The sequence below is a fragment of the Rhodococcoides fascians A44A genome, assembly GCF_000760735.1.
GTDB classification, from domain to species: domain Bacteria; phylum Actinomycetota; class Actinomycetes; order Mycobacteriales; family Mycobacteriaceae; genus Rhodococcoides; species Rhodococcoides fascians_E.
In genome coordinates this window covers 773966-795452 of the sequence record NZ_JMEX01000008.1, presented here as the reverse complement: position 1 = coordinate 795452, position 21487 = coordinate 773966, and the positions used below count along the sequence as shown (strand labels likewise).

Annotated in this window: 20 protein-coding genes and 1 riboswitch; of the genes, 14 read left to right on the top strand and 6 right to left on the bottom strand. The window is 65.2% G+C overall.

What is annotated here, in order from left to right:
* Window positions 1-10 precede the first annotated feature (10 nt).
* Complete coding sequence (locus tag BH95_RS16075; protein ID WP_037183111.1) at window positions 11-1288, top strand: LLM class flavin-dependent oxidoreductase; 1278 nt, start codon at window positions 11-13, stop codon at window positions 1286-1288.
* Here the strand turns inward: BH95_RS16075 and BH95_RS16070 are convergent.
* Genes BH95_RS16070 through BH95_RS16050 form a run of 5 tightly spaced genes read right to left on the bottom strand, consistent with a single transcriptional unit; the run spans window position 1285 to window position 7621 of the window.
* A complete protein-coding gene (locus tag BH95_RS16070; RefSeq protein WP_037183108.1) occupies window positions 1285-2496 on the bottom strand; it encodes an acyl-CoA dehydrogenase family protein in 1212 nt (403 codons plus the stop codon). The two genes, BH95_RS16075 and BH95_RS16070, sit on opposite strands and share 4 nt — an antisense overlap.
* Window positions 2497-2536: 40 nt before the next feature.
* Window positions 2537-4165, bottom strand: coding sequence for an ABC transporter substrate-binding protein (locus BH95_RS16065; RefSeq protein WP_244164989.1), 1629 nt, complete (start codon window positions 4163-4165; stop codon window positions 2537-2539).
* A gap of 23 nt (window positions 4166-4188) precedes the next feature.
* Complete coding sequence (locus BH95_RS16060) at window positions 4189-5814, bottom strand: dipeptide ABC transporter ATP-binding protein (protein ID WP_037183103.1); 1626 nt, start codon at window positions 5812-5814, stop codon at window positions 4189-4191.
* Window positions 5814-6662 (bottom strand): ABC transporter permease, encoded by an 849-nt coding sequence (locus BH95_RS16055; RefSeq protein ID WP_019663009.1) that lies wholly within the window; start codon window positions 6660-6662, stop codon window positions 5814-5816. Before BH95_RS16055 ends, BH95_RS16060 begins: the two co-directional genes overlap by 1 nt.
* Entirely contained in the window at window positions 6659-7621 is a 963-nt protein-coding gene (locus tag BH95_RS16050) for an ABC transporter permease (protein ID WP_244164988.1), read from the bottom strand. The genes BH95_RS16055 and BH95_RS16050 overlap by 4 nt, the downstream gene beginning before the upstream one ends.
* 197 nt (window positions 7622-7818) lie before the next feature.
* Between BH95_RS16050 and BH95_RS16045 the strand changes: the two genes are divergently transcribed.
* The 12 genes from BH95_RS16045 (at window position 7819) to BH95_RS15990 (ending at window position 20559) form a co-directional block, all read left to right on the top strand.
* Window positions 7819-8889 (top strand): 2,3-butanediol dehydrogenase, encoded by a 1071-nt coding sequence (locus tag BH95_RS16045; RefSeq protein ID WP_037183099.1) that lies wholly within the window; start codon window positions 7819-7821, stop codon window positions 8887-8889.
* Window positions 8886-9653, top strand: coding sequence for an acetoin reductase (locus BH95_RS16040; RefSeq protein ID WP_037183097.1), 768 nt, complete (start codon window positions 8886-8888; stop codon window positions 9651-9653). The genes BH95_RS16045 and BH95_RS16040 overlap by 4 nt, the downstream gene beginning before the upstream one ends.
* A gap of 45 nt (window positions 9654-9698) precedes the next feature.
* A complete protein-coding gene (locus tag BH95_RS16035; protein WP_019663013.1) occupies window positions 9699-10985 on the top strand; it encodes a GAF domain-containing protein in 1287 nt (428 codons plus the stop codon).
* A 31-nt stretch (window positions 10986-11016) separates the two neighbouring features.
* The gene (locus tag BH95_RS16030) at window positions 11017-13119 is read left to right on the top strand and encodes an FUSC family protein (RefSeq protein WP_037183095.1); all 2103 of its coding nucleotides are present in this window, start codon (window positions 11017-11019) and stop codon (window positions 13117-13119) included.
* A gap of 16 nt (window positions 13120-13135) precedes the next feature.
* A riboswitch (cobalamin riboswitch) is annotated at window positions 13136-13265 on the top strand.
* 101 nt (window positions 13266-13366) lie between these two features.
* On the top strand, window positions 13367-14350 hold the full coding sequence (locus BH95_RS16025) for an ABC transporter substrate-binding protein (RefSeq protein WP_037183093.1): 984 nt from the start codon (window positions 13367-13369) through the stop codon (window positions 14348-14350).
* Window positions 14350-15444, top strand: a complete 1095-nt coding sequence (locus tag BH95_RS16020) for a FecCD family ABC transporter permease (RefSeq protein ID WP_019663016.1) — start codon at window positions 14350-14352, stop codon at window positions 15442-15444. Before BH95_RS16025 ends, BH95_RS16020 begins: the two co-directional genes overlap by 1 nt.
* Window positions 15441-16208 (top strand): ABC transporter ATP-binding protein, encoded by a 768-nt coding sequence (locus tag BH95_RS16015; RefSeq protein ID WP_019663017.1) that lies wholly within the window; start codon window positions 15441-15443, stop codon window positions 16206-16208. Before BH95_RS16020 ends, BH95_RS16015 begins: the two co-directional genes overlap by 4 nt.
* Window positions 16205-16897 carry a (2Fe-2S)-binding protein gene (locus tag BH95_RS16010; RefSeq protein ID WP_037183090.1) on the top strand — a complete coding sequence of 231 codons (693 nt, stop codon included), beginning with the start codon at window positions 16205-16207 and terminating at the stop codon, window positions 16895-16897. Before BH95_RS16015 ends, BH95_RS16010 begins: the two co-directional genes overlap by 4 nt.
* 59 nt (window positions 16898-16956) lie before the next feature.
* Window positions 16957-17445, top strand: coding sequence for a hypothetical protein (locus tag BH95_RS16005; RefSeq protein WP_020110938.1), 489 nt, complete (start codon window positions 16957-16959; stop codon window positions 17443-17445).
* Between the two features lie 90 nt (window positions 17446-17535).
* Entirely contained in the window at window positions 17536-18936 is a 1401-nt protein-coding gene (locus tag BH95_RS16000) for a PepSY-associated TM helix domain-containing protein (protein WP_244164986.1), read from the top strand.
* Window positions 18933-19400, top strand: a complete 468-nt coding sequence (locus BH95_RS15995) for a copper chaperone PCu(A)C (protein ID WP_019663021.1) — start codon at window positions 18933-18935, stop codon at window positions 19398-19400. Before BH95_RS16000 ends, BH95_RS15995 begins: the two co-directional genes overlap by 4 nt.
* A complete protein-coding gene (locus BH95_RS15990; protein WP_037183085.1) occupies window positions 19393-20559 on the top strand; it encodes a Dyp-type peroxidase in 1167 nt (388 codons plus the stop codon). Before BH95_RS15995 ends, BH95_RS15990 begins: the two co-directional genes overlap by 8 nt.
* Before the next feature lie 31 nt (window positions 20560-20590).
* Here the strand turns inward: BH95_RS15990 and BH95_RS15985 are convergent, their stop codons facing one another.
* A complete protein-coding gene (locus tag BH95_RS15985) occupies window positions 20591-21040 on the bottom strand; it encodes a hypothetical protein (RefSeq protein ID WP_019663023.1) in 450 nt (149 codons plus the stop codon).
* Between the two features lie 79 nt (window positions 21041-21119).
* On the opposite strand from BH95_RS15985, the gene BH95_RS15980 reads away from it, so the two are divergent.
* Window positions 21120-21458 (top strand): plastocyanin/azurin family copper-binding protein, encoded by a 339-nt coding sequence (locus BH95_RS15980; RefSeq protein WP_037108624.1) that lies wholly within the window; start codon window positions 21120-21122, stop codon window positions 21456-21458.
* The last annotated feature ends 29 nt before the right edge of the window (window positions 21459-21487 follow it).

Genomic DNA, 21487 nt, shown 5'->3' with positions numbered 1-21487 from the left:
GCAGTGACACATGTCAGCGGAACACGTCGTTCTCAACGTGAACGTCCTCGATATCGGCATTCACCTCGCCGCGTGGCAGAATTCCGGGTTGGCGCCCACGGCGTTCGTCGACCCGGACTACTTCGCGGACATGGCGCGTCTGGCAGAGCACGGAACCCTCGACGCCTTGTTCCTCGCCGACGGCCCTGCGCTACGAGAAGACCCACGGCTCAAGCCGTCCCGTGCGCTGGAACCGTCCGTGATTCTGGCTCTGGTCGCCGCGGAAACCGAGTACCTGGGCGTCATCGGAACCCTGTCGACCACGTTCAACGATCCCGTCGAACTGGCACACAGGTTGTTGTCGCTCGACCACCTCAGCAACGGACGAGCCGCGTGGAACGTCGTGACCACGTATTCACCACAGGCCGGCCACAACTTCGGCCTGAACGACTATCCCGAAAGGAGTGTGCGGTACCGCCGCGCCGCCGAGTTCGTCGACGTCGTACTCCAGTTGTGGAGTGCGGCAGGCACTGCTGTGCCCGTCGCGCATCACGGCGAGTTCTTCGACGTCGAGGGTCTTCTTCCGCTCGGGGCGTCGCCGCAGCGGCATCCGTTGATCGTGCAGGCAGGTGGATCACCACAAGGCCGCGCACTGGCCGCACGTTCGGCGAACGCGGTGTTCAGTGCCGAGTTGACGCTCGATGCAGGACGTCACCACTACCGTCAGGTCAAGGACGACGCGCGGGGGCAGGGGCGCAGTCCGGACGACGTGGCCATTCTTCCCGGCCTGATCACGGTGTTGGGCAAGACCCGAGAGGAAGCGGTCCGCCGCTTCGAACATCTCGAAAGGTATCTGCCCGAGTACTATTCGCTCGATCGCTTGTCCACCGTGTTGGGCTACGACCTACGCGGTCACGACCTGGACGCTGCGGTGCCCGACGAAGCGTTGGCCGACGTCGACCCGGACAACTTCACCGCCTCGTTGGGGTTTCGCGAGTCCATCGTGCGTTCGATCCAGGAGAGCGGTGCCACCGTCCGCGACGCAGTTCGCGAGTTCAGCGGTGGAGGTCACCGCATCGCCGTCGGTTCCGCCGAGGACGTGGCCGACACCATCGAGACCTGGTTCCGCGCAGGCGCCGCAGACGGTTTCAACCTGATGCCCGACGTGTTTCCCTCCGGTCTGGAGGATTTCGTCGAACATGTCGTGCCGATTCTGCGCGATCGGGGCCTGTTCCGGCGGGAGTACGCCGAAACGACACTACGAGAGCGGTTCTCCTCGGTGAACAGCCTCGATCGCGCAGTCGGCTAGAAGAAGCCGGCTTCGGGGAGTTCCGCGTCGTTGACGACGATGTCGCCCAGGACCCGAGCTTTGTACGACGTCGGGTTGTGCGAGAACAGTGTGCGCAGATTTCTCCAGTGCACGTCGAGCGCGCGACCCTGCCGTGTGGCCGATGCGCCGCCGACCTCGAACAGTCGACCCGCAGCCGACAGTGCAAGCTCTTCGACGGCTACTTTCGTCTTGGCGGCAGCGATGGATGCTCGCTCCTCCAGCGTTCGGTCGACGCCGGCGGTCCGAGCAGCGTCGGCGGCGAGATCCTGTGCCGACGCTGCGGCGGCGACCGCCGATTCGACGACGAACGCAGCCGAACTCAACCTGCCGACGACCTCCAGCAACTGTGGATCGTGCCGGGGCGACTCGGCGGCCGCGTAGGTGAACGTGCGCTTCCTGCTCCGCAACAGCTCGGCGGCGTCGTCGGTCACCGACCGGAGAATACCCGCGGCAATGGCGTGCAGGAACAGTTGGACGAGCGCCTGGCGAGGTCTGCGCTCGATGGGTTCGTTCCGGAACGGCAACGTGTCACCTTCGGCCACGGCCACGGCCGAGAACACAGTGGTACCGCTGCCGGTGTGACGCTGACCGATGCCGTCCCAGTCGTCACGGTGTTCCACACCGGGGCCGTACGACTCGACGATCGCCGAGAGCACGTCACCGTCCGGCGTGTTGGCCGAGACCCTGATGAAGTCCGAGTAGATCGAGCCGGTGCTGTAGAACTTCACACCGTCGACGACGTAGCCGCCGTCGGCGGGTGTGAGAGTGGTGTCGAAGGTCCCTCCGCCGACGTTGTGTGAGCTCAGCTCGGAGTTGGCTCCGCCGAACAGCTTTCCGTCGACCACGTGCGGTAGCCATTTCAATTTCGTCTCGGACGACGGAACGCGCAGAATGTCTTCCACGAAGGCCAAATGGACACGCAGGATGTGCGGCACGTCCGGGTCGGCTTCGGCCAGGTCGATCACGAGATCGAACAGCTGGGCCAGGGTGTACCCAGCTCCGCCGAGCTGGGTCGGTACCCGCACCGCACCGAGCCGATGCTCCTTGACCAGTTCGATCGCAGTGGTCGGAGGTTCGTGTCCGCCGTCGGATCGGCGTCGCCGGGCGTCCTCGGCGATGGCGGACACCAGCTGCCGCAATTCGTCCGAGCCGTGTGCCGGTGGGGTGCGCCGGAGTGTGGAAGTCATGGTCGAGGTCCTCTCTGTCGTGATGTGGCGTGGCTGGTGGTCACTGTTCGATCCAGGTGTCGTAGAAGAACGGCGGTGAGTTGGCCGCATTGCGGAATCCCCGAACTTCGGGTGCCACGCCGAAGATCTGAGTGTCGGCCAGTAACGGAATCGTGTATGCGTTGTCGATGATCCGGTTCTGGGCCTCGCGCAGAATCGTTTCTCGCACCAGTGGATCGGTCGCGGTGATGTGGTCTCGAAGCAAACCGTCGAGCACGGGGTCCTTGCCCTGTAGTTGAAAGAGGTCGCCTCGATCACTGTCGTAGTTGACCGACAAGCGCACGGGGTCGGGTGCGGGCCAGCCGTTGCGTCGCAGGCTCAACTCGGGGGCCGTCGTCGCCTTCGGGTAGTTGGCGAAGTCGGTCTGTTTGATCGTCAACGAGATTCCGATTCTGCGGAGCTGCCGCTGGACGAACTCGTACAGCGGTTTCGACGTGTGGTCGTACACATCGACGTAGACGCTCAGATCGAGCGGCCGACCGTCGCGGGTACGGATTCCGTCGGCGTTCCGGTCGGTGAATCCTGCGTCGTCGAGGAGCCGGTTGGACTCGTCCGGATCGAAGCGCACCTCGTCGGATCGATCGGTCCACCCCTGCACACCTTCGGTGGTCACGTTGGTGGCCACTTTCCAGTTGTCGGTGTAGAGCGTGTCGATGATCTCGTGACGATCGATCCCGTACATCAACGCTTTGCGCACCCGGATGTCGTCGACGAACTCTGCGGTCTGACGCACGTCGAGGACGTTGGCCAGACCCGGGTTTCGAAGTCCGAGAACGGTGAAGCCGCGATCGGACAACACCTTCTCGTCCGGTGGCTGCGTGTACCGCAAGGCGTGAGCCTGACCGGACAGCAAGGCTCCGACGCGGACGCTGTCCTCGCGCACCGGGACGATCGTCAGCGAATCCAGGTACGCCTCACCCTGATGGTCGGCAGTCGGGGGTGCCCAGTCGTATCCGCGGCGCTTCACGAGCCTGATCTCCTTGGCTGGAATCTCCGATTCCGCGACGAAGGGGCCGCTGCCGATCAAGTTCGTCACCACGGACTGCTGCTCGTTGGACGCGTCGATCGTCGCGTCGGCGACCAGCCCTGCGGTGTTCATCGACAACGTCGGAACGAACGGTGCATCGGGTCTCGCCAACGTGACGACGACCGTGCGCGCAGCGTTGTCGGCGTCGGCGGACAGTACTTCCGGGAAGATCGAGTTCCGCGGAATACCCTTGTCTGCATCGCCATTGGCGAACCACAGGAGGTTTCGGGCTACGGACGCGGCGTCCAGTGCCTGACCGTTGCTGTAGCTGACGCCGTCGCGGATCACGAAGGTGTAGACGGTCCGGGTCGGATCGACACTCCACGATTCGGCGATCCAGGGAACGAACTCGAACGTCTTCGGGTCCTGGTACACCAGGCGGTCGAGCATCTGGTCCTTCACCGCGGAGTTCTGCCAGTAACTGACCTGAACCTGCATCGACGCGGTGACCTCTGCGTCCAGGTAGACGAAGTCGCCGCCGCGCGTTCCGGTGCCCGCGGTCGGTCCGGCCGAGGCGTCGGAGCAGGCGGTGGCGGCGAAGAGCGATGCTGCGCCGAGGCCGAACGTGCGCAGCGCAGTCCTTCGGGAGATCGGGCTGGACATGACATCCTTTTCGGGAGAAACGTTCACGCGCGTACGTGCGCGCGACCGGGAATGGACTCGATCAAGCGCTGGGTGTACTCCTCGCGCGGGTCGCGGAACAGATCGGCGGTGTTCCCCGACTCGACGTTTCGTCCGTGCTCGAGGACGGTCACGGTGTCCGATACCTGGCGCACGAGGGACAAGTCGTGCGAGATGAACACGTAGGTCAGTGACAGATCACGCTGCAGTTCCACCAGTAGGTCCACGATCCGTGCCTGGACGCTGACATCGAGGGCCGACGTGGGCTCGTCGAGTACGAGGATGTCCGGTGCCAGAACCAGCGACCGAGCCAGCACCACACGCTGACGCTGTCCGCCGGAGAGATCGAACGGTCTACGCTCGAGAATGTCTCGCGGTAGGGCGACCTTGTCGAGCACATCGTGGACCCGATCTCGCCGCTCGGCTCGCGACCGAACGCCCGCGATCGACAGCGGCTCTGCGACGATGTTCTCGACGGAGTAACGAGGATCCATCGCCGCCAACGCATTCTGTTGGACCAGCTGCAGTCGTCGGGCGTTGCCGCGGCGTGCTCGCCGCGAGGTGTCGAGCGGCGAGCCGTGCACGAGCACCTCACCGGAGTCCTGCCGCTCCAGTCCGCTGACGATGCGCGCGGCTGTGGTCTTCCCGCTTCCGGACTCACCGACGACCGCATGGGTGGTGCCCCGAGCAACGGTGAAGGACACACCGTCCAACGCGGTGGATCGTTCGGTACGAGAGCCGTTGACGGCGAACGTCTTCACGAGGTCTCGCACTTCCAGTGCGGTCTCGACGCGTGCAGCCGGGCGCGAGGCGTACTTGTCCAGCGACGGCGCCGGCGCGTCGGCGATCAACCGACGCGTGTAATCGTCGGACGGTGACGCGAGAACCTCGGCGGCGCGGCCCTGCTCGCGGACGATTCCGTGGTTCAGAACCAGGACGTCGTCGGCATGATCTCGCGCCAGAGCCAGATCGTGGGTGATGAACAGGACGCCGAGACCCAGATCGCGGCGAAGATCGTCGAGCAGGTCGAGGATGCGCGCCTGTACCGTCACGTCGAGAGCCGACGTGGGCTCGTCGGCCACCAGGATCGACGGCCTGGCCGCGATCGCAATGGCGATCAGGACCCGCTGCAGTTGCCCGCCGGACAGTTGATGAGGGTAGGCGCCTGCCCGCTCGGCGGGGTTGCGGATGCCGACTCGATCGAGCAGGGCCACGGTCTCGTCGACGACGCGGCGGCGCTGGACGATCCGATGCAGCAGAAGTGTTTCCGCGATCTGATGGCCCACCTTCTTCAGCGGATCGAGGGAGCCCAGCGGGTCCTGAGGCACGAACCCGATGGTCGAGCCTCGTAGCCTGCGCCAACTGGACTGGGTGTACCGGGTGACGTCGGTACCTGCGATCCGCACCGACCCCGACGTGATCCGCCCCTCTCCTGCAAGCATGCCGATGGCCGCGCGGGCGATGGTCGTCTTGCCCGAGCCCGATTGTCCGACGACAGCGAGCGTCTCACCGTTCCGGAGTTCGAAATCGACGTCGGTGACCACTGGATCTGCGCCGTAGGAAATGGTCAGGCCTTCGACGGATACAGCGGTGGCGGTGCGAGCAGTTACCGGGCTGTCGACAAGTGTCACTATCCCACTCTCTTTCGGACGATGTGGCTGACTCGGCTGATGCTCAGAACCGTGATCACGATGGCGGCGCCCGGCGCGACGATGAGCCACGGCGCGGTGTGGATGTAGTTACGCGCCTCGGAGATCATCAGTCCCCATTCGGCGGTCGGGGGATTGGCGCCGTATCCGAGGAAGCTGAGTGCCGCGATGGACAGGATCGCGGTCCCGAACTGCAGTGCGGCCAGGGCGAGCACCGAAGAGTAGGCGTTGGGCAGTATGTGTCGTACCAGTAGGCGGCCACTACCTGCACCGAGGTGTTCGCTCGCTTCGACGAACGGAAGGTTGCGCACCGTCAGAACTTCCGAACGCATGAGTCTGAAGAAGACGACGATCGACGACACCCCTACTGCGATGGCAGCGTTGACGGTACCGAACCCCAGAGAGACGATGATCGTGATCGACAGCAGCAGAGTCGGAATGGACAGCAGCACGTCGGCGATTCGGCTGGAGATCGCGTCGACCACCCGGCCGAAGTACGCGGAGACGAGTCCCAGCGCGGTTCCGAGGACGAGTCCGATGACCACGGCGATGACCGAACCCAGCATTGTCACGGCGGTTCCGTGAATCAGCCGACTGAGCTGGTCGCGGCCGAGGTAGTCGGTCCCCAACCAGTGGACGGCACCCGGTCCTTGCAATGCGGCGTCGGGAAACTCCTGAAGGGGATCGAACGGGGCGATGACCGACGGTGCGACGACGAAGGCAGCGACGACGAGCAGGGCGGCGACCGCCGCCACGTCGCCCGGTGTCCACCCGCGCAGTCGGGAGCGCACCGTGATGGGGCTCGCGAGGGTGGGAAGTGCGAGAGTCATGCCGGCACAGCCTCCTTGGTCGGTGCGGCGGAAATACGTGGATCGATCACGGGATAGACCAGGTCGACCACGAGGTTGGTGATGACGAAGACTGCCGACACCGCGATGACGATGGCTTGGATGACCGGGAGATCTTGATTGCGTACCGCGTCTTCGACCAGATAACCGATTCCGGTCCGCGAGAAGATCGTCTCGGTGATCACCGAACCCGCCAGCAGCTCACCGACGGTGATCGCGGCGATGGTGAGAGTGGGAATCGATCCGTTCTTGGCGATGTGGCCGAACACGATGCGGTCCTCGCGCAGGCCTTTGGAGCGCAGAATGTCCACGTACGGCTGACGCGCCGCTGTGGACAGTCCCTGGACGAGCACCTGGGCAATCGGCGCGGACACCGGAATCGCCAACACAACCGCGGGCAGCCACAGAGACTTCACCCCTTCGTCGGAGACAGCGGAGACGAGCCCGAGCTGGAACGAAAAGACCTGCAGAAGAACGAGTCCGACGATGAACGACGGCACCGACAGGAAGATCGGCGGAACGGCCCGGGCCGTCTCACGCACCGTGGACGACGGTGCGAAGACCGCCGTGAAGGCGATCACGACGGCCAGCGCGGCCGCGACGAGGAAGGCGAGTGCGGCCAGCGAGGCTGTTTGTGGAATCGCGGTGCCCAGCAGAGAGGACACCGATTTACCGCTGGTCAACGAGTATCCGAGGTCACCGTGTGCGAGCCGCTGGACCGAGATCCAGAACTGTTCGAGTGCCGACTTGTCGAGCTTGTAGTACGCGGTGAGAACCTCGGCGTCCTTCGCGGAGATGGGGTTCTCCGGACTGCGTATCCGACTCTCGATCGGGTTGCCGGGCAGGACGTTCAACACGAAGAACACGAACGTGTAGGTCAGTGCAACGACTATGAACGCCTGAGCAATTCGGTGCAGCACGTAGCGTGCGCGTAATGACATCGAAGGAGTACCTGTCGTAGAAGACGATTGCGAGTATTCAACAAGACCGAGGTTGCCGATGTCGACGGATCGGATCGCCGTGATCTTTTCTCGCTGTCACCGACTCGGCCGCAGCGAATGCAACGCTCTGCAACCCTGTCCCCTGTGGCTGGGGTCACATAGACATGACTGCATCGTTCAACGCTAGGAGAAACACGATGCGCGCAGCTGTCTACTACGGTCCGAACAAGGTCGAGATCGCCGACGTACCCGAGCCGTCGCCCGGGGAAGGCGAGGTCAAGGTGAAGGTCGGCTACAACGGAATCTGCGGCACCGATCTGCACGAGTACTACGCAGGACCGATCTTCGTTCCCACCGAGCCGCATCCGTTGACGAACCAGCAGCTGCCGCTCGTCCTGGGGCACGAATTCTCCGGCACGGTCACCGAGATCGGTACAGGCGTGACGGGAATCGAGGTCGGGGACCGCGTCGCCATCGAGCCGCTGTACCGCTGCGGACACTGCGGACCGTGTCGCGCCGGGAACTACAACATCTGCCAGCAGATCGGCTTCCACGGACTCATGTCCGACGGTGGCATGGCCGAATACACCGTCGTGCCGACGAACATGATTCATCACCTGCCGGAGAACGTGTCCCTCGAACTGGGCGCACTCGTCGAACCGATGTCCGTGGCCTTCCACGCTGCGACACTCGGCGATCCCGATCCGGACGACACCGCAATGGTGTTCGGCGCAGGCCCCATCGGGATCGGGCTGTGGTTCGCGCTCCGCGGTAAAGGCCTCGAGAACGTCTTCGTCGTCGAACCGTCACCGACGCGCCGCGCCTCGATCGAAGCGCTCGGTGCCAGAACCCTCGATCCGACGTCGCTCGACGTACCGGAGTTCGTCGCCGACTTCACGGACGGCCGCGGCGCCGACGCCATCTACGACGCGGCGGGCGTTCAACCTGCCGTCGAGACGGCACTCGGCTGCATCGGAGCTCGCAAACCACTCGTCAGCGTCGCGATCTACGAAAAGCCTTTGACCACACCGCTGCAGAAGCTCGTCATGAACGAATCCCGCATCCAGGGATCGCTCTGCTACACCTCGGCGGACTACGACGCCGTCATCGAGCTCATGGCCCAGGGCAAGTACGACACGACGGGATGGGTGGACAAGATCGCGCTCGAATCGGTCATCGACGACGGATTCGAAGCTCTTCACGCAGGCACCAAGATGAAGGTTCTGGTGGATCCTGCAGTGGGACGCGGCAGCGAGGGTCTGGCATGAGCGTCGCACTCGTCACCGGAGCCGGCCAGGGCATAGGCCGCGGTATCGCACTGCGGCTCGCGGCCGACGGCCACGATGTCGCGCTCGTTGATTTGGGCTCGGACAAGATCGAGCAGGTCGCCCGCGAGATTCGGGAAATCGGCACCGACGCAACCACGTTCGTGGCCGACGTCAGTGATCGCGATCAGGTCTTCGCAGCCGTCGACCATGCGCACGAGGCCCTCGGCAGCTTCGATGTCATGATCAACAATGCCGGCATCGCACAGGTCGCCCCGCTCGACGACGTCCGTCCCGAGGACACGAAGAAGATCTGGGCCGTCAACGTCGACGGTGTGTTGTGGGGAATTCAAGCTGCGGCAACCAAATTCAGGTCACTGAGCCAGAAGGGCAAGATCGTCAACGCCTCGTCCATCGCGGGTCATGACGGCTTTGCCATGCTCGGTGTCTACAGTGCGACGAAGTTCGCCGTTCGTGCCCTCACCCAAGCCGCGGCCAAGGAGTACGCCGTGCACGGCATCACCGTCAACGCGTACTGCCCGGGCGTCGTCGGAACGGACATGTGGGTGACCATCGACAAGCGTTTCGCCGAGCTGACCGGTGCTGCCGAGGGCGAGACGTACGACAAGTTCGTCGGTGGTATCGCGCTCGGTCGAGCCCAGACGCCCGAGGACGTCGCAGCCTTCGTGTCCTACCTGTCGGGTCCTGATTCGGACTACATGACTGGTCAGGCGGGGTTGATCGACGGCGGCCTCGTGTTCCGCTGACCCGGCTTTGCATGTTCTGAGTGATCTGGAGCACAATTGTCGGTGATGACGCAGACGACAGGACCGGAACCTGCGCTGGCGGCCGGAGAGGACCCGCGCCGCTACGCGCAGATTCTGACTGCCGTGTACGACGCGACGATGGCGGGCGGCAAATCCCCCGCTCGTCCCCGCGACGTGATAGGTGATTCGTGGCGACGCCTGCAGACCCTCGGTATCGACCCCGAGCAACGCAGCGTGGCCTCACCGCAGATCGACGTGTCCGATCTGGAGCTGAGCCGTCGGGAATCGGGCTTGTTCGACATCCTCGACGACCTGGGTCGCGGACTCGAATCCGTCGTGCAGGACGGCGACAACATCCTCGTCGTCGCCGATCGACACGGACGGGTCCTGTGGCGGAGTGGGTCGACGTCGGTGCTCGACCGCGCCGACGGCCTCGGGTTCGTCGAGGGTGCCAGCTGGGCCGAGGATTCGGTCGGAACCAACGCGATCGGCACCGCGTTGGTGTCGCGGCGGGCGGTACAGATCTTCTCCGCGGAACATTATGTGCGCAGCCACCATCCGTGGACCTGCGCGGGTGCACCGATCAAGGACCCGCGTACCGGACATGTCATCGGGGCCGTGGACGTCAGCGGGCCCGCCAACACCGTCCACCCGACGACCCTCGCGTTGGTCGACGCCATCGCTCGACTAGCGGAATCTCAACTGCGCGAACATCACCGGCAGAACCTCGACCGTCTCCGGTCGGTCGCAGCGCCGATGCTCGCACGCCTGCAAGCGCCCGCACTCGCCGTCGACGCCAACGGATGGGTCGCTGCCGTCGAGTCCGTGGCGCTGCGCAACCGAGTACTGCTGCCCGAGGACGTCGTCGCCGGGCGGTTCTGGCTGCCGACCCTCGGGGTGTGCGACTTCGAGCCGCTTCCCGGCGGGTGGCTCGTCCGCCCGACCGGAGACGAGGCGTCGGAAACCGGTAGAACGACTGTGTCCCTGGATCTTCGGCACCACCAGCACGTGCGGGTGCAGATACGAAGCGAGGTGGGGGAGTGGACGCACGAACCCACTCCCCGGCACGCCGAGATCCTGTATCTCCTCGCGTCGAGCAGGGAAGGCCGAAGTGCAGCACAGCTGGCCGCGGACCTGTTCGGCGACGACGGCCGAGCCATCACCGTCCGCGCCGAGATGTCCCGGCTGCGCAAGCACATGTCGGGAATCGTGCAGACGCAGCCCTACCGGTTCGACGAGACCGCCGTCGTGGACGTGCTGCTGCCGGAAGACCCGAGCCGACTCCTCCCGCACTCGACGGCGCCTGCCGTGGTGCGGATGCGTCGCTCCTGAATCCATCCGTTCACGGCCGTAAGCTGGCCGAATGGGTTATCGGATCGTATCGGAGACGCTGCGGTTCCTCGCAGTCTCCGACCCCGGCAGGCTCCGGCTACGGGCAGCCGCGACGACGACGATCACCGTCGTCCTCGCGATGGCGATTCTGATTCCCGGGTCTCATCTCGTCGGCCAGCCGTTGACGGTCGCGCTGCTGGGCGCTGTCGTCGCCATGCAGTCCTCGGCGGCGGTGAAGGACAAGGACCAACGCAGCCGAGTGATCACGACACTCCTACTGGTGTTTCCGGCGATCCTCGCAGTGTCGCTGTCGGCGGTGCTCTCCCAGTTCGGCAAGGTCGCCGACGTCGGGTTCATCGTCGTGCTGTTCGCCGCAGTGTGGGTGCGGCGGTACGGCCCGCGCGGCACTGCGCTCGGCATGGTCGCGTTCATCTGCTATTTCTTCGCACTGTTCCTACGCGCTCAACCGAGCCAGATTCCTGTCCTCGCGGTGTCCATCGTTCTCGGCGTCGGGATCTCGCTCGCCGTGCGCACTCTCGTCCTTCCCGAGCGGCCGGGGCTGGAACTGCGGCGTCTGGTGCGAGCACTGCGAGCCGCGTCGATCGACGTCCTCGAGGTCGCGTCGAACAGAGTCGATCGCGATCTGGACCTGCTCCGCAAGCGTCTGGACCGGCTCGGCAGTACAGCGCTGATGATCGACGACTGGCTCGACCGCAACGATGCCTCGCAGCTGCTGAGCGTCACCAACGAGGACCTCTCGCTCCGCATCTTCGACGCGCAGATAGCCACCGAACAACTCGTGAGCGCGCTGTGGGCCCTCGACCCGATCCCATCGGGGGTCACCCCGCAGGCTGCGCTCCCGCCCAATTCTTGGCCCTCGTCGCTCGTCCAGGCCACCACCGCCCTCTCGTCGTGTCTGCAGAACAACCCGTCCGACGACCAACTCCGTGCGGCCAGGCGCCTCGCTGCCGCCGCCGCGGACGAAGCGGATCCGTCCACCCAGGCGGGCATCGCCACGACGGTCGCGATGCGAGCAGTGCAGGCCCACATCGCCATTCACCACATCACCAGCAATGCGCTGCACACCGAATCCGCACCCAAGGAAAAGCCGGAGAAGGACGGCGACACCGATTCGGGGCTGAACCCCAGCACCAAAGCGGCGATCCAAGTTGCCGTCGCGACCAGTGCGGCGACCGTACTCGGCGAAATCATCTCACCGGACCGCTGGTACTGGGCGGTCCTGACGGCATTCCTGGTCTTCACCGGGGCGTCGACTCGCGGTGAGATCCTCTCCCGCGCCGGACACCGCGTCGTCGGTACCGTCGGAGGTGTGCTGGCCGGAGTTCTGCTGTCCGCGTTGGTCGGTCGCAATCAACCGCTGCAACTGCTCCTGCTGGTCGTCTGCATCTTCTTCGCGTTCTACCTCGTGACGGTGGCCTACGCGTTGCTGTCGTTCTTCGTCACCGTCATGCTCGCGATGCTGTACGGACTGCTCGGCACCTTCAGCATCGAAGTGCTCGAACTACGAATCTACGAAACCGCGGCAGGAGGACTCGTCGGGATAGCGTCGGCGTACTTCGTCTTCTCCACCGGCACCAGATCGACGATGGTCGAGAAAGTCGACGACTACCTCGAACAGATGACGGCCATCATCGACACCGGCATCGACGCCGTCATCACGCCCGGCCGCCCGACGGACCTCGTCGTCGACATGCGCAAACTCGACAACGCGTTGAAAGACCTCGTCGCGGCCGGAAAACCCCTCGAGATGGGGCCCACGACACGCACACGCAAAGGCGTCAAACGGCTGCTGCGCATCATGACCGTCAGCAACCGATCCAGCCACGCCCTGGCCCGCGCCGGTGTCGGCGCCTCTCACGCCGAACCCGACACCGGTCCGTCACAGGAGACCGCCGACGCACTACGCCGGGCCGCCGAGGTAACCAAAGCCACCATCGCCGACGTCGGGCGTGCACTCGCAGGCGAACACGTCGACCCACCGGAAAAGTTGACGGAGACCTCGGCCCCCGACGTCATGCTGAAGTCCACCACGACCCCCGGTCCCGTCCGCAGCGCCGTCAGGTCACTGAGCACCCTCAACCGCACCATGGGTGAGGCGCTGACACGCGTCTGACACCGTCCGTGCATACTGCGATGCGAAGCACGAAGCTGACCTGACGCAGGGGGAAGCCGGTCCGAATCCGGCGCTGACCCGCAACGGTAGGCTGCCCTCGCCAGAGGGCAGCGAGCCCGATTACCCGGCGTCGAGGTTGTGCGACAACCCATTCGTCGTGGTCTACGAATCGGAAAGTCCAGCGCGTGGCGTTCCATGCTGCGCACCGGGCCGAACATTTCGTGGCTCTGAGCTCCAAGAGGTACTCATGTCACGCTCCATCGCCTTCGGCGCCATCGCCGCCGCAACCATTGTCGCCCTTACTGGCTGTTCCCGCGGTGACACCGCACAGGACGCTCGGCAGGCGGACTCGTTCGACGACCCGGTCTCCATCACCAACTGCGACAGCACCCAGCAGTTCGACTCTCCACCTCAGCGCATCGTGTCCATGAACGACCACGTCACCGAGGTGCTCATCGAGATGGGCGTTGCGGACCGCATCGTCGGCATGGGCTATCGAAACGCAACGCCTGCGCCCGAGTTCGCCGAGGATTTCGCACAGATCCCCGGCCTCGCCGACGAGTACCCGACGAAGGAACAGATCCTCGATCTGGACCCGGACTTCGTCGTCGGCGGCATGCGGAGTGCATTCAACGACAAGGAAGGGCGTTCGAGAGAGTCGTTCACCGAGGCGGGCATCCCGACCTTCCTGTTCTCCGAGTACTGCGGATCCGGATTCCCGGACATCGGCATGCTCGAGAACGACTACAGCCAGCTCGGTGGCGTCCTCGGCGTTCCGGAGGAGGCTCAGGCCGTCACCGACGGCGTCCTCGACGGTTTGGCGGCCATCGGTGCCGAACTCGGCGACGCGGAGCCGACGCCGACCTTCTTCTACGACTCCGGTGAGGACGTCCCGACGACCATCGGTGGTGTGGGCGTCGGACAGTTGATCGCCGATCGGTCCGGCGCATCGAACATTTTCCCCGAGGGTGAGCGCCCCTACCTGGACACGACGTGGGAGATCGTCGGAGAGCGCGCCCCTCAGGCCATCGTCGTCCTCGATTACGGTGACACGCCGGCGCAGGGAAAGATCGATTTCCTGAAGAGCCAGCCGATCATGGCGACCACTCCGGCTGTGCAGCAGGACAACTTCATCGTCGTACCGCTCGACGACTTCTTCGAAAGCCCGCGACTGGTCACGAGCGTGGACACCATCGCCCGTGCATTGCATCCCGACCGGTTCACCTCCTGATGGTCACCGTTGCCGACACCGACAGGCCCAGGGCCACGGCGAAAGCGGAGGTGTCCACTCGGTCGAGAATCGGGTTCGGTGCGTTGATCGCAGTTCTGACGGGCGCCTTGCTGATGGTGATCGCCACTGCGGTGTCGTTCGGGTCCGTACAGATTCCCGTCGGCGACGTCTGGGCGATCGTCGTGCACCGGTTGATGCCGGGCGCATTCGACTCGTGGTGGTCCGAGGCGAGGGCGGTGATCGTCGTCGACTCGCGGTTGCCGAGATCGCTGACGGCGGCCGTCGTCGGCGCGTCGTTGGCGATCGCGGGTGGTGTGGCGCAGGCAGTCACGCGCAACCCGTTGGCCGATCCCTATCTGCTCGGAGTGTCGTCAGGTGCCGGATTCGGCGTGGTGCTCGTGATGGCGATGGGAATCGGGGCCGGGGCCCTCGGGGTGTTCACGGTCCCGACCGCCGCGTTCGTCGGGGCCATGATTCCGCTGTTTCTGGCTCTGATGATCGGCGGGCGATACCCACAATCGACAGCCATCGTTCTCGTCGGCGTCGCACTGGGCAGTATCTTCTCCGCTCTGATCACCTTCACACTCCTGGTCTTCGCCGACGAACACACGCTCAGTGGCGTGATGCACTGGCTAGCCGGTGGATTCGGAGACGCGCGGTGGTCCACGTTGACACTGCCCGCACTCGCGCTGCTGATCATCGGCACTGGACTGCTGCTGAGTGCACCCCGGATGGATCTGTTGAAAACCGGTGACGACGGTGCCGCTGCCCTCGGTCTGAACGTCCGACGCTTCCGCGTCGTGCAACTCCTGGCGATCTCCATGCTGGCCGGCGCAGCGGTATCCGTCGGCGGCGGAATCGGATTCGTCGGTCTGCTGGTGCCACACCTCGCCGGATACATCGTCGGGACGCGAGCGATCAGACTTCTGCCGGTCGCCGCGCTGCTGGGCGCGATCGCATTGGTCGGCGCCGACACGCTGGCGCGGTCGGTTTCACGGAGCACAGAGGTGCCCGTCGGGGTCGTCACCGCGCTCGTCGGCGCACCGATCTTCGTCTTCATGCTCTACCGCCAGTACGGAAGGGCGGCTCGATGACACTCGTGGCCAATGCCGTCACCGCCCGACTCGGATCACGGGAGGTGTTGCACGGAATCGATTTTCGAGTTCGACCGGGTGAAGTTCTCGGACTCGTCGGACCCAACGGGTCCGGGAAGACGACGGCGCTCCGGTGCTGCTATCGCGCGCTGACGCCGACCGCCGGGACCGTTCTAGTCGACGGCGTCGACGCGCATGCGATGAAGCGCTCGGAACTTGCGCGCACCGTGGGCGTCGGCACCCAGGAGCCGGAAGCGTCGGTGGGACTGACAGTTCGGCAGTCGGTTGCGCTGGGCCGTGTCCCACACCGGGGCTGGTTCGACCGTCCGACGGGATCCGACGCGGACATCGTCGAACAATGCCTGGACCGGGTCGACTTGACCGGGCTCGCGGAGCGCGATGTCGGGGCACTGTCCGGCGGCGAACGTCAGCGTGTCGCCATAGCTCGGGCACTCGCACAGCAACCTCGCATACTGCTGCTCGACGAGCCCACGAATCATCTGGACCTGCGCCACCAACTCGTCGTCATGAACGCAGTCCGTGATCTCGCCGCGGAGGGCCTGGCCGTCGTCGTCACCGTGCACGATCTACGGCTGGCCGTCGAATACTGCACCTCGCTCGCCGTGCTCGACAACGGATCCGTGGTGGCGACGGGGCCGACGGCCGAGGTTCTGACCGATAACCTCCTCTCGGACATCTTCGGAATCCGAGCCATCGTCTCTGCGGTCCCACGCCCGTCCATCGACATCATCGGCCTCGCATGAGCGTCTACACCGAAGCTGCGGAGAGGGTTCCCGGACTCGCGGAGTTTCTGCACGGCCCGTTCGATCTGCCGGCGTCGGCGATGACCGATGCGGACTGGCTGCGGGAGCGGATTGCCGACACAGGCAGGCGCTGGAACTGCACCGACGACCGGATCAACGGGACGCTGTGGTGGTACTCCGCCAGCTCGACGATTGCCTTGCTGGCGGTGTCGACGGCGATGGTGACGGGAACGGCGGCCGATCCGTCGCTCGAGCATTCTCGGTGTTTTCTGCGCGGCGACGGTTACCTCGGCGGGGTGCGGAGCGATCGCACGGTGACGCCGGAGCAGTTGCCCGGTGCCCTTGCCGGCACGTTTCGCGCGGTCGTCGACGCTCTCGCGGCGGCGTCGGGAGCGACGACCAACGCGCTCTGGGCGATCACGTCGGACTCGATAGCCAACCGGTGCCTCGACGTCGGCACGGCCCTCGGAGACCGAGAACGAGGCAGCGCGTTCGCCCAGGAACTCGTGGCCGCGATGTCCTCGCCGCTACCCGCTCCCCGGTTCGTCGACGTGGGAGGCCGACGCTTCACACGCCGCAGCTCGTGTTGCCTGTTGTACCTGACGTCAGCGTCGGACAAGTGCACCAGCTGCCCACGCCGGACACCGTCGGATCGGCTACGAGGGCTCCGCGCCGCCGCGCAATACTAGGAAGCGTAGTAGTCGTCTAAGGTGTCCCCATGACTTTCCGCCCCGACGCTCGTGCGCGTATGCGCGGCGCGTTCGTCGGGGCTGCCTCCGGTGCGCTGAGCATCGCAGCACACGGCGTGGGCGGCGGAGTCATGGTGCCGAGCGAATCGGCCCTCGTACTGCTCGTGGTCGTCAGTGCGGCGCTCGGCGTCCTGACCGCAGCCCTCGGGGACCGCGTCCCGACGACGGTCGTGCTCGTGCTCGGCCAAGTCGTCGGACACACGGTGCTGACGGCGGCGAGTGGGCATCACCACGGCTCGTCGCTCAGTCCGTCGATGCTGGCGGCGCACGCATGCGCGACGGTGGTGTGCGCCCTGCTCATTCGTGGTGCCGTGCTCGGGCACAGTCGAGCGTTGGCCGTGTTGCGCCGGATCCTTCCCGTGTTGTGTCTGGTTCTGCCCGTGCAGGATCGGGCTCGCACCGAGAGCACCGAATACCGGCCGAACGTCGTACTCCGACTGTTGGTGTCGTCGGGAACAGGAACTCGCGGGCCTCCCTGCCCTGCTTGATCTTTCGTTCCCTCACACCCGGTGATCCCTCGCGCGTGAAGCGCCGTCGATCACCGGGGTCTTGCGACACCCGACAGAACTGGAACACCTATGTCCACAACCGGCACAGTCGTGCCCGACATCGGGCCGGGCCGACCCGATCGATCACCGCCACGTCCCTCTCTGGTCATGCGCCTGCACTTCTACGCAGGCATCTTCGTCGGACCGTTCATCCTGATCGCCGCGCTCACCGGTGGTCTCTACGCGCTCGCGCCGACGGCCGAGAACATCCTGTACTCCGACCTGCTGACCACCGACTCGGCTGGGCCCACCGCCTCGGTGGCCGAGCAGGTCACGGCCGCGACCCAGGTCAGGCCCGACCTGACCCTCGACGCCGTACGCCCGGCAACAGAACCCGGCACCACCACCAGGGTCATGTTCACCGATCCCTCACTCGGCGAGTCCGAACGGCGAGCAGTCTTCGTCGACCCGGTCACCGCGGAATCCGTCGGCGAATCGGTGGTGTACGGCAGCAGCAACGCACTGCCGGCCCGCACCTGGATCAGCGGATTCCACCGGCATCTTCACCTCGGCGAACCCGGCCGCATCTACAGTGAACTCGCCGCATCCTGGATGTGGGTCGTCGCCCTCGGCGGCGTCGTGCTCTGGGTGCGACGGTATCGACGCGGCGGACGACTCCTCACCGTCGACCGATCGTCGAAAGGTCGAGCCAGGAACCGCAATTGGCACGGAAGTGTCGGTATCTGGATAGCCATCGGTCTCGTTTTTCTGTCCGCAACGGGACTGACCTGGTCCAAGTACGCCGGTGAGAACATCACCGAACTGAGGTCCTCCTTGAACTGGGCCACGCCGGGAGTGAGTTCGTCGATCAGCGGTGACGCGCCGGCACCGCCCGGCGACCACGCAGGCCACGACATGTCGGCCATGGCACCGGAGGCCGACGTGGTGTCCGCTGGAATCGGCCGCCTCGACGCCGTCATCGGAACGGCTCGGGCGGCGGGGCTCGCCGGCGCAGTGGAAGTCACCATCCCTGGTACGGCCGACACAGCCTTCGTCGTCGCGCAGACGCGTGGGCCGTGGGTGTTCTCCACGAGTTCCCTTGCCATCGACGGAAATACCAACTCGATCGTCGATACCAACTGGTTCTCGGAGTGGCCGCCGGCCGCGAAGCTGGCCGCCTGGGGCATTGCGCTGCACATGGGCATTCTGTTCGGGATCGCCAACCAGATCGCGCTGGCACTGCTGGTCGTGGCCTTGGTGACGGTGATCGTCCGCGGATACCTCATGTGGTGGCAACGTCGTCCTTCGGCATCCGCCCCGCCCGCAGGCGGGCTGCGCCGGTTGCCGGTCCGGCAGCTCGTCCCGCTCGCTGCGATCACTGCCGTGATCGGCTGGTTCGTACCACTTCTCGGCATCAGCATCCTCGTCTTCCTTCTCGTCGATGCCCTTCTCGGGCTTCGGCGCCGCGCATCGACATCGGAGTCGCCATGAAAAAACTTCTCGTAGCCCTCGCATCGTTCGCCCTGCTCGCCGGATGTAGCTCGGAAACTCCTGCAACGGAGTCGAATTCGGTCACCATCCGCGAGGCCTGGATCAAATCTGCCGACACGGGAATGACCTCCGCGTTCGCGGAGATCCAGAACACCGGAGACACCCAGGTCCGGGTGGTCTCCGCGCAGTCACCCGCCTCGTCGATGATGGAACTGCACGAGGTGGTCGCCAGTGCCGACGGAACGATGGTGATGAAGCCCAAGGAAGGTGGATTCGCCGTCGGCGCACAGGAAACCAAGGTGCTCCAGGCGGGCGGGGACCACATCATGTTGATGGACGTGACGTCGCCGTTGACTCCGGGAGCAGACACCGACATCACGCTGACATTCGAGGACGGATCGTCGTCCACGTTCACTGCGCAGGTCCGCGAGTTCGCGGGCGCGCAGGAAAACTACGGTGGCTGACGCGGCACCACGCCGCAGTCCCGGAATCAGCAGGCGACGCCTTCTCGGTGGAGGCGTCGCCGCGCTGGGAGCTGCGGGTGTGGCGTACGGATACACAAGGGAGCCGGAGGAATTCGTCTTCGGTCGACAGGTCGTTCCGTTTCACGGGAAACATCAGGCCGGTGTCTCGACTCCGCCGCAGGCGCACGGGACGTTCGTTGCACTCGACCTGGCAGGCGGTGCAGGACGCGAACACGTGGTGTCGGTGTTGAAACTGTGGACGACGGACGCCGGCAGGCTCACCCAGGGCATGCCTGCCCTGGCCGACACCGAACCGGAACTCGCGGCCGACCCGGCCAATCTGACGGTCACCGTCGGGCTCGGACCGGGCGCGTTCGCGGCGGCGGGAGTGGCGTCACCCGTCCGGCAGTTGCCTCCGTTCGGCATCGATCGACTCGAGGATCGGTGGAACGGCGGAGACCTTCTGCTTCAGGTGTGCGCCGACGATCCGTCCGCAGTGAGCCATGCGGTGCGGGTGTTGACCAAGAACGTCAGGTCGATGGCGTCGATTCGCTGGGTCCAACGAGGGTTTCGGTCCTCCCGCGGAGCCAGGACGGAAGGTACGACGATGCGCAACCTGATGGGTCAGGTCGACGGCACCGTGAACCCGGATCCGACAACGGATTTCGACACCCTGGTGTGGAACGACGACGGCAGTACGTCGATGATCGTGCGCCGTATCTCCGTCGAGCTCGACACCTGGGACGAGTTGGACCGCGGCGGAAGAGAATTCGCGGTCGGTCGGAAGCTGGACACGGGAGCGCCGATGACCGGCGAATGCGAGCACGACGAGGCTGATTTCGATGCCACCGATCGGTTCGGCATCCCGGTGATCTCGCCTGCGTCGCACATTGCACGTGCCCGGCACACGCACGACGGGGAGCGGTTCTTCCGGCGTGCGTACAACTACGACGATGCACCCGAGGGAGGTTCGACGAGCAATTCGGGGTTGATCTTCGCGACGTATCAGCGCGACATCGACACGCAGTTTCTTCCCGTGCAGCAGCGGTTGGACGAACACGACGCGCTGAACGAGTGGACGACGCCCATCGGCTCCGCGGTGTTCCTCGTGCCCGCAGGAACCTCGGAAGGGGGATACCTCGGCGAGGCGCTGGTCTAGCTCGAGACCACTCACATGGCGGCGGAGCCGCCTACGGAACCCACCAGTTTCCCTGCCCACGGACAAGGGTGAAGCCACCGGGAATGTCGGTCCAGGCCGAGACGTCACCGGAGCCGGTGCGGATCGGCCCGGACGGCAGGGGACCGGGGAACGCGACCCCGCCCTGCTGTGTGGTGTGGTTGAACCAGTTGATGGCGCAGTTGCACCAGTTGTTCAGCGAGAAATCGGTGAGGCCGGGAAAGTACGGGTCGACACGAACGAAGATCGGCTGGTTGACGATCGCCTGATCCAATCGCCACTCGATGACCGCAGCCGGATCGAAGCCGATGGTCGGGCTGATGGCGCCTGCAGGGACGAACTGGACCGGCCTGGCTTGCGCGGACGCGGTGCCGAACAAGGTAGTCGCGAGGAAGATCATCACGGTCGCGAACAGCAGGGTTGCCGACGATGCAACGCTGGTGCGGGCACGTCGTGTCGTCATGGACAAGCCTGGCCTTTCGGTCGATAGGTGAACGGCGGTGATGTTACCCGAGCTCACGAGATGCCATACGGTTGAAACTGTGAGACTGAAGCTCGGCGTAGCGATCGTGGCCCTGACCGTCGCAGGATGCACTTCCCAGCCCGCCCAGGAGACGGCTGCGCCGCCGGTGAAGAACCAGGTCACCGTGGCCGATCGTGCGTACACGCCAGCCGACATCACCGTCTCGGTGGGGGAGACCGTCACCTGGGTGTTCGACGACGGTGGGATGGCTCACGATGTCGTCGCCGACGATCGGTCCTTCCGCAGCCCCCTCGCCAAGGAAGGCTCGTTCTCACACACGTTCACCGAACCGGGCACCTTCACCTACCACTGCACTCCTCACCCGGACATGATCGGCAGCGTCGTCGTCGTGCCGTAGACAAATGTCTTTGTAAACCTGTGGTTCAC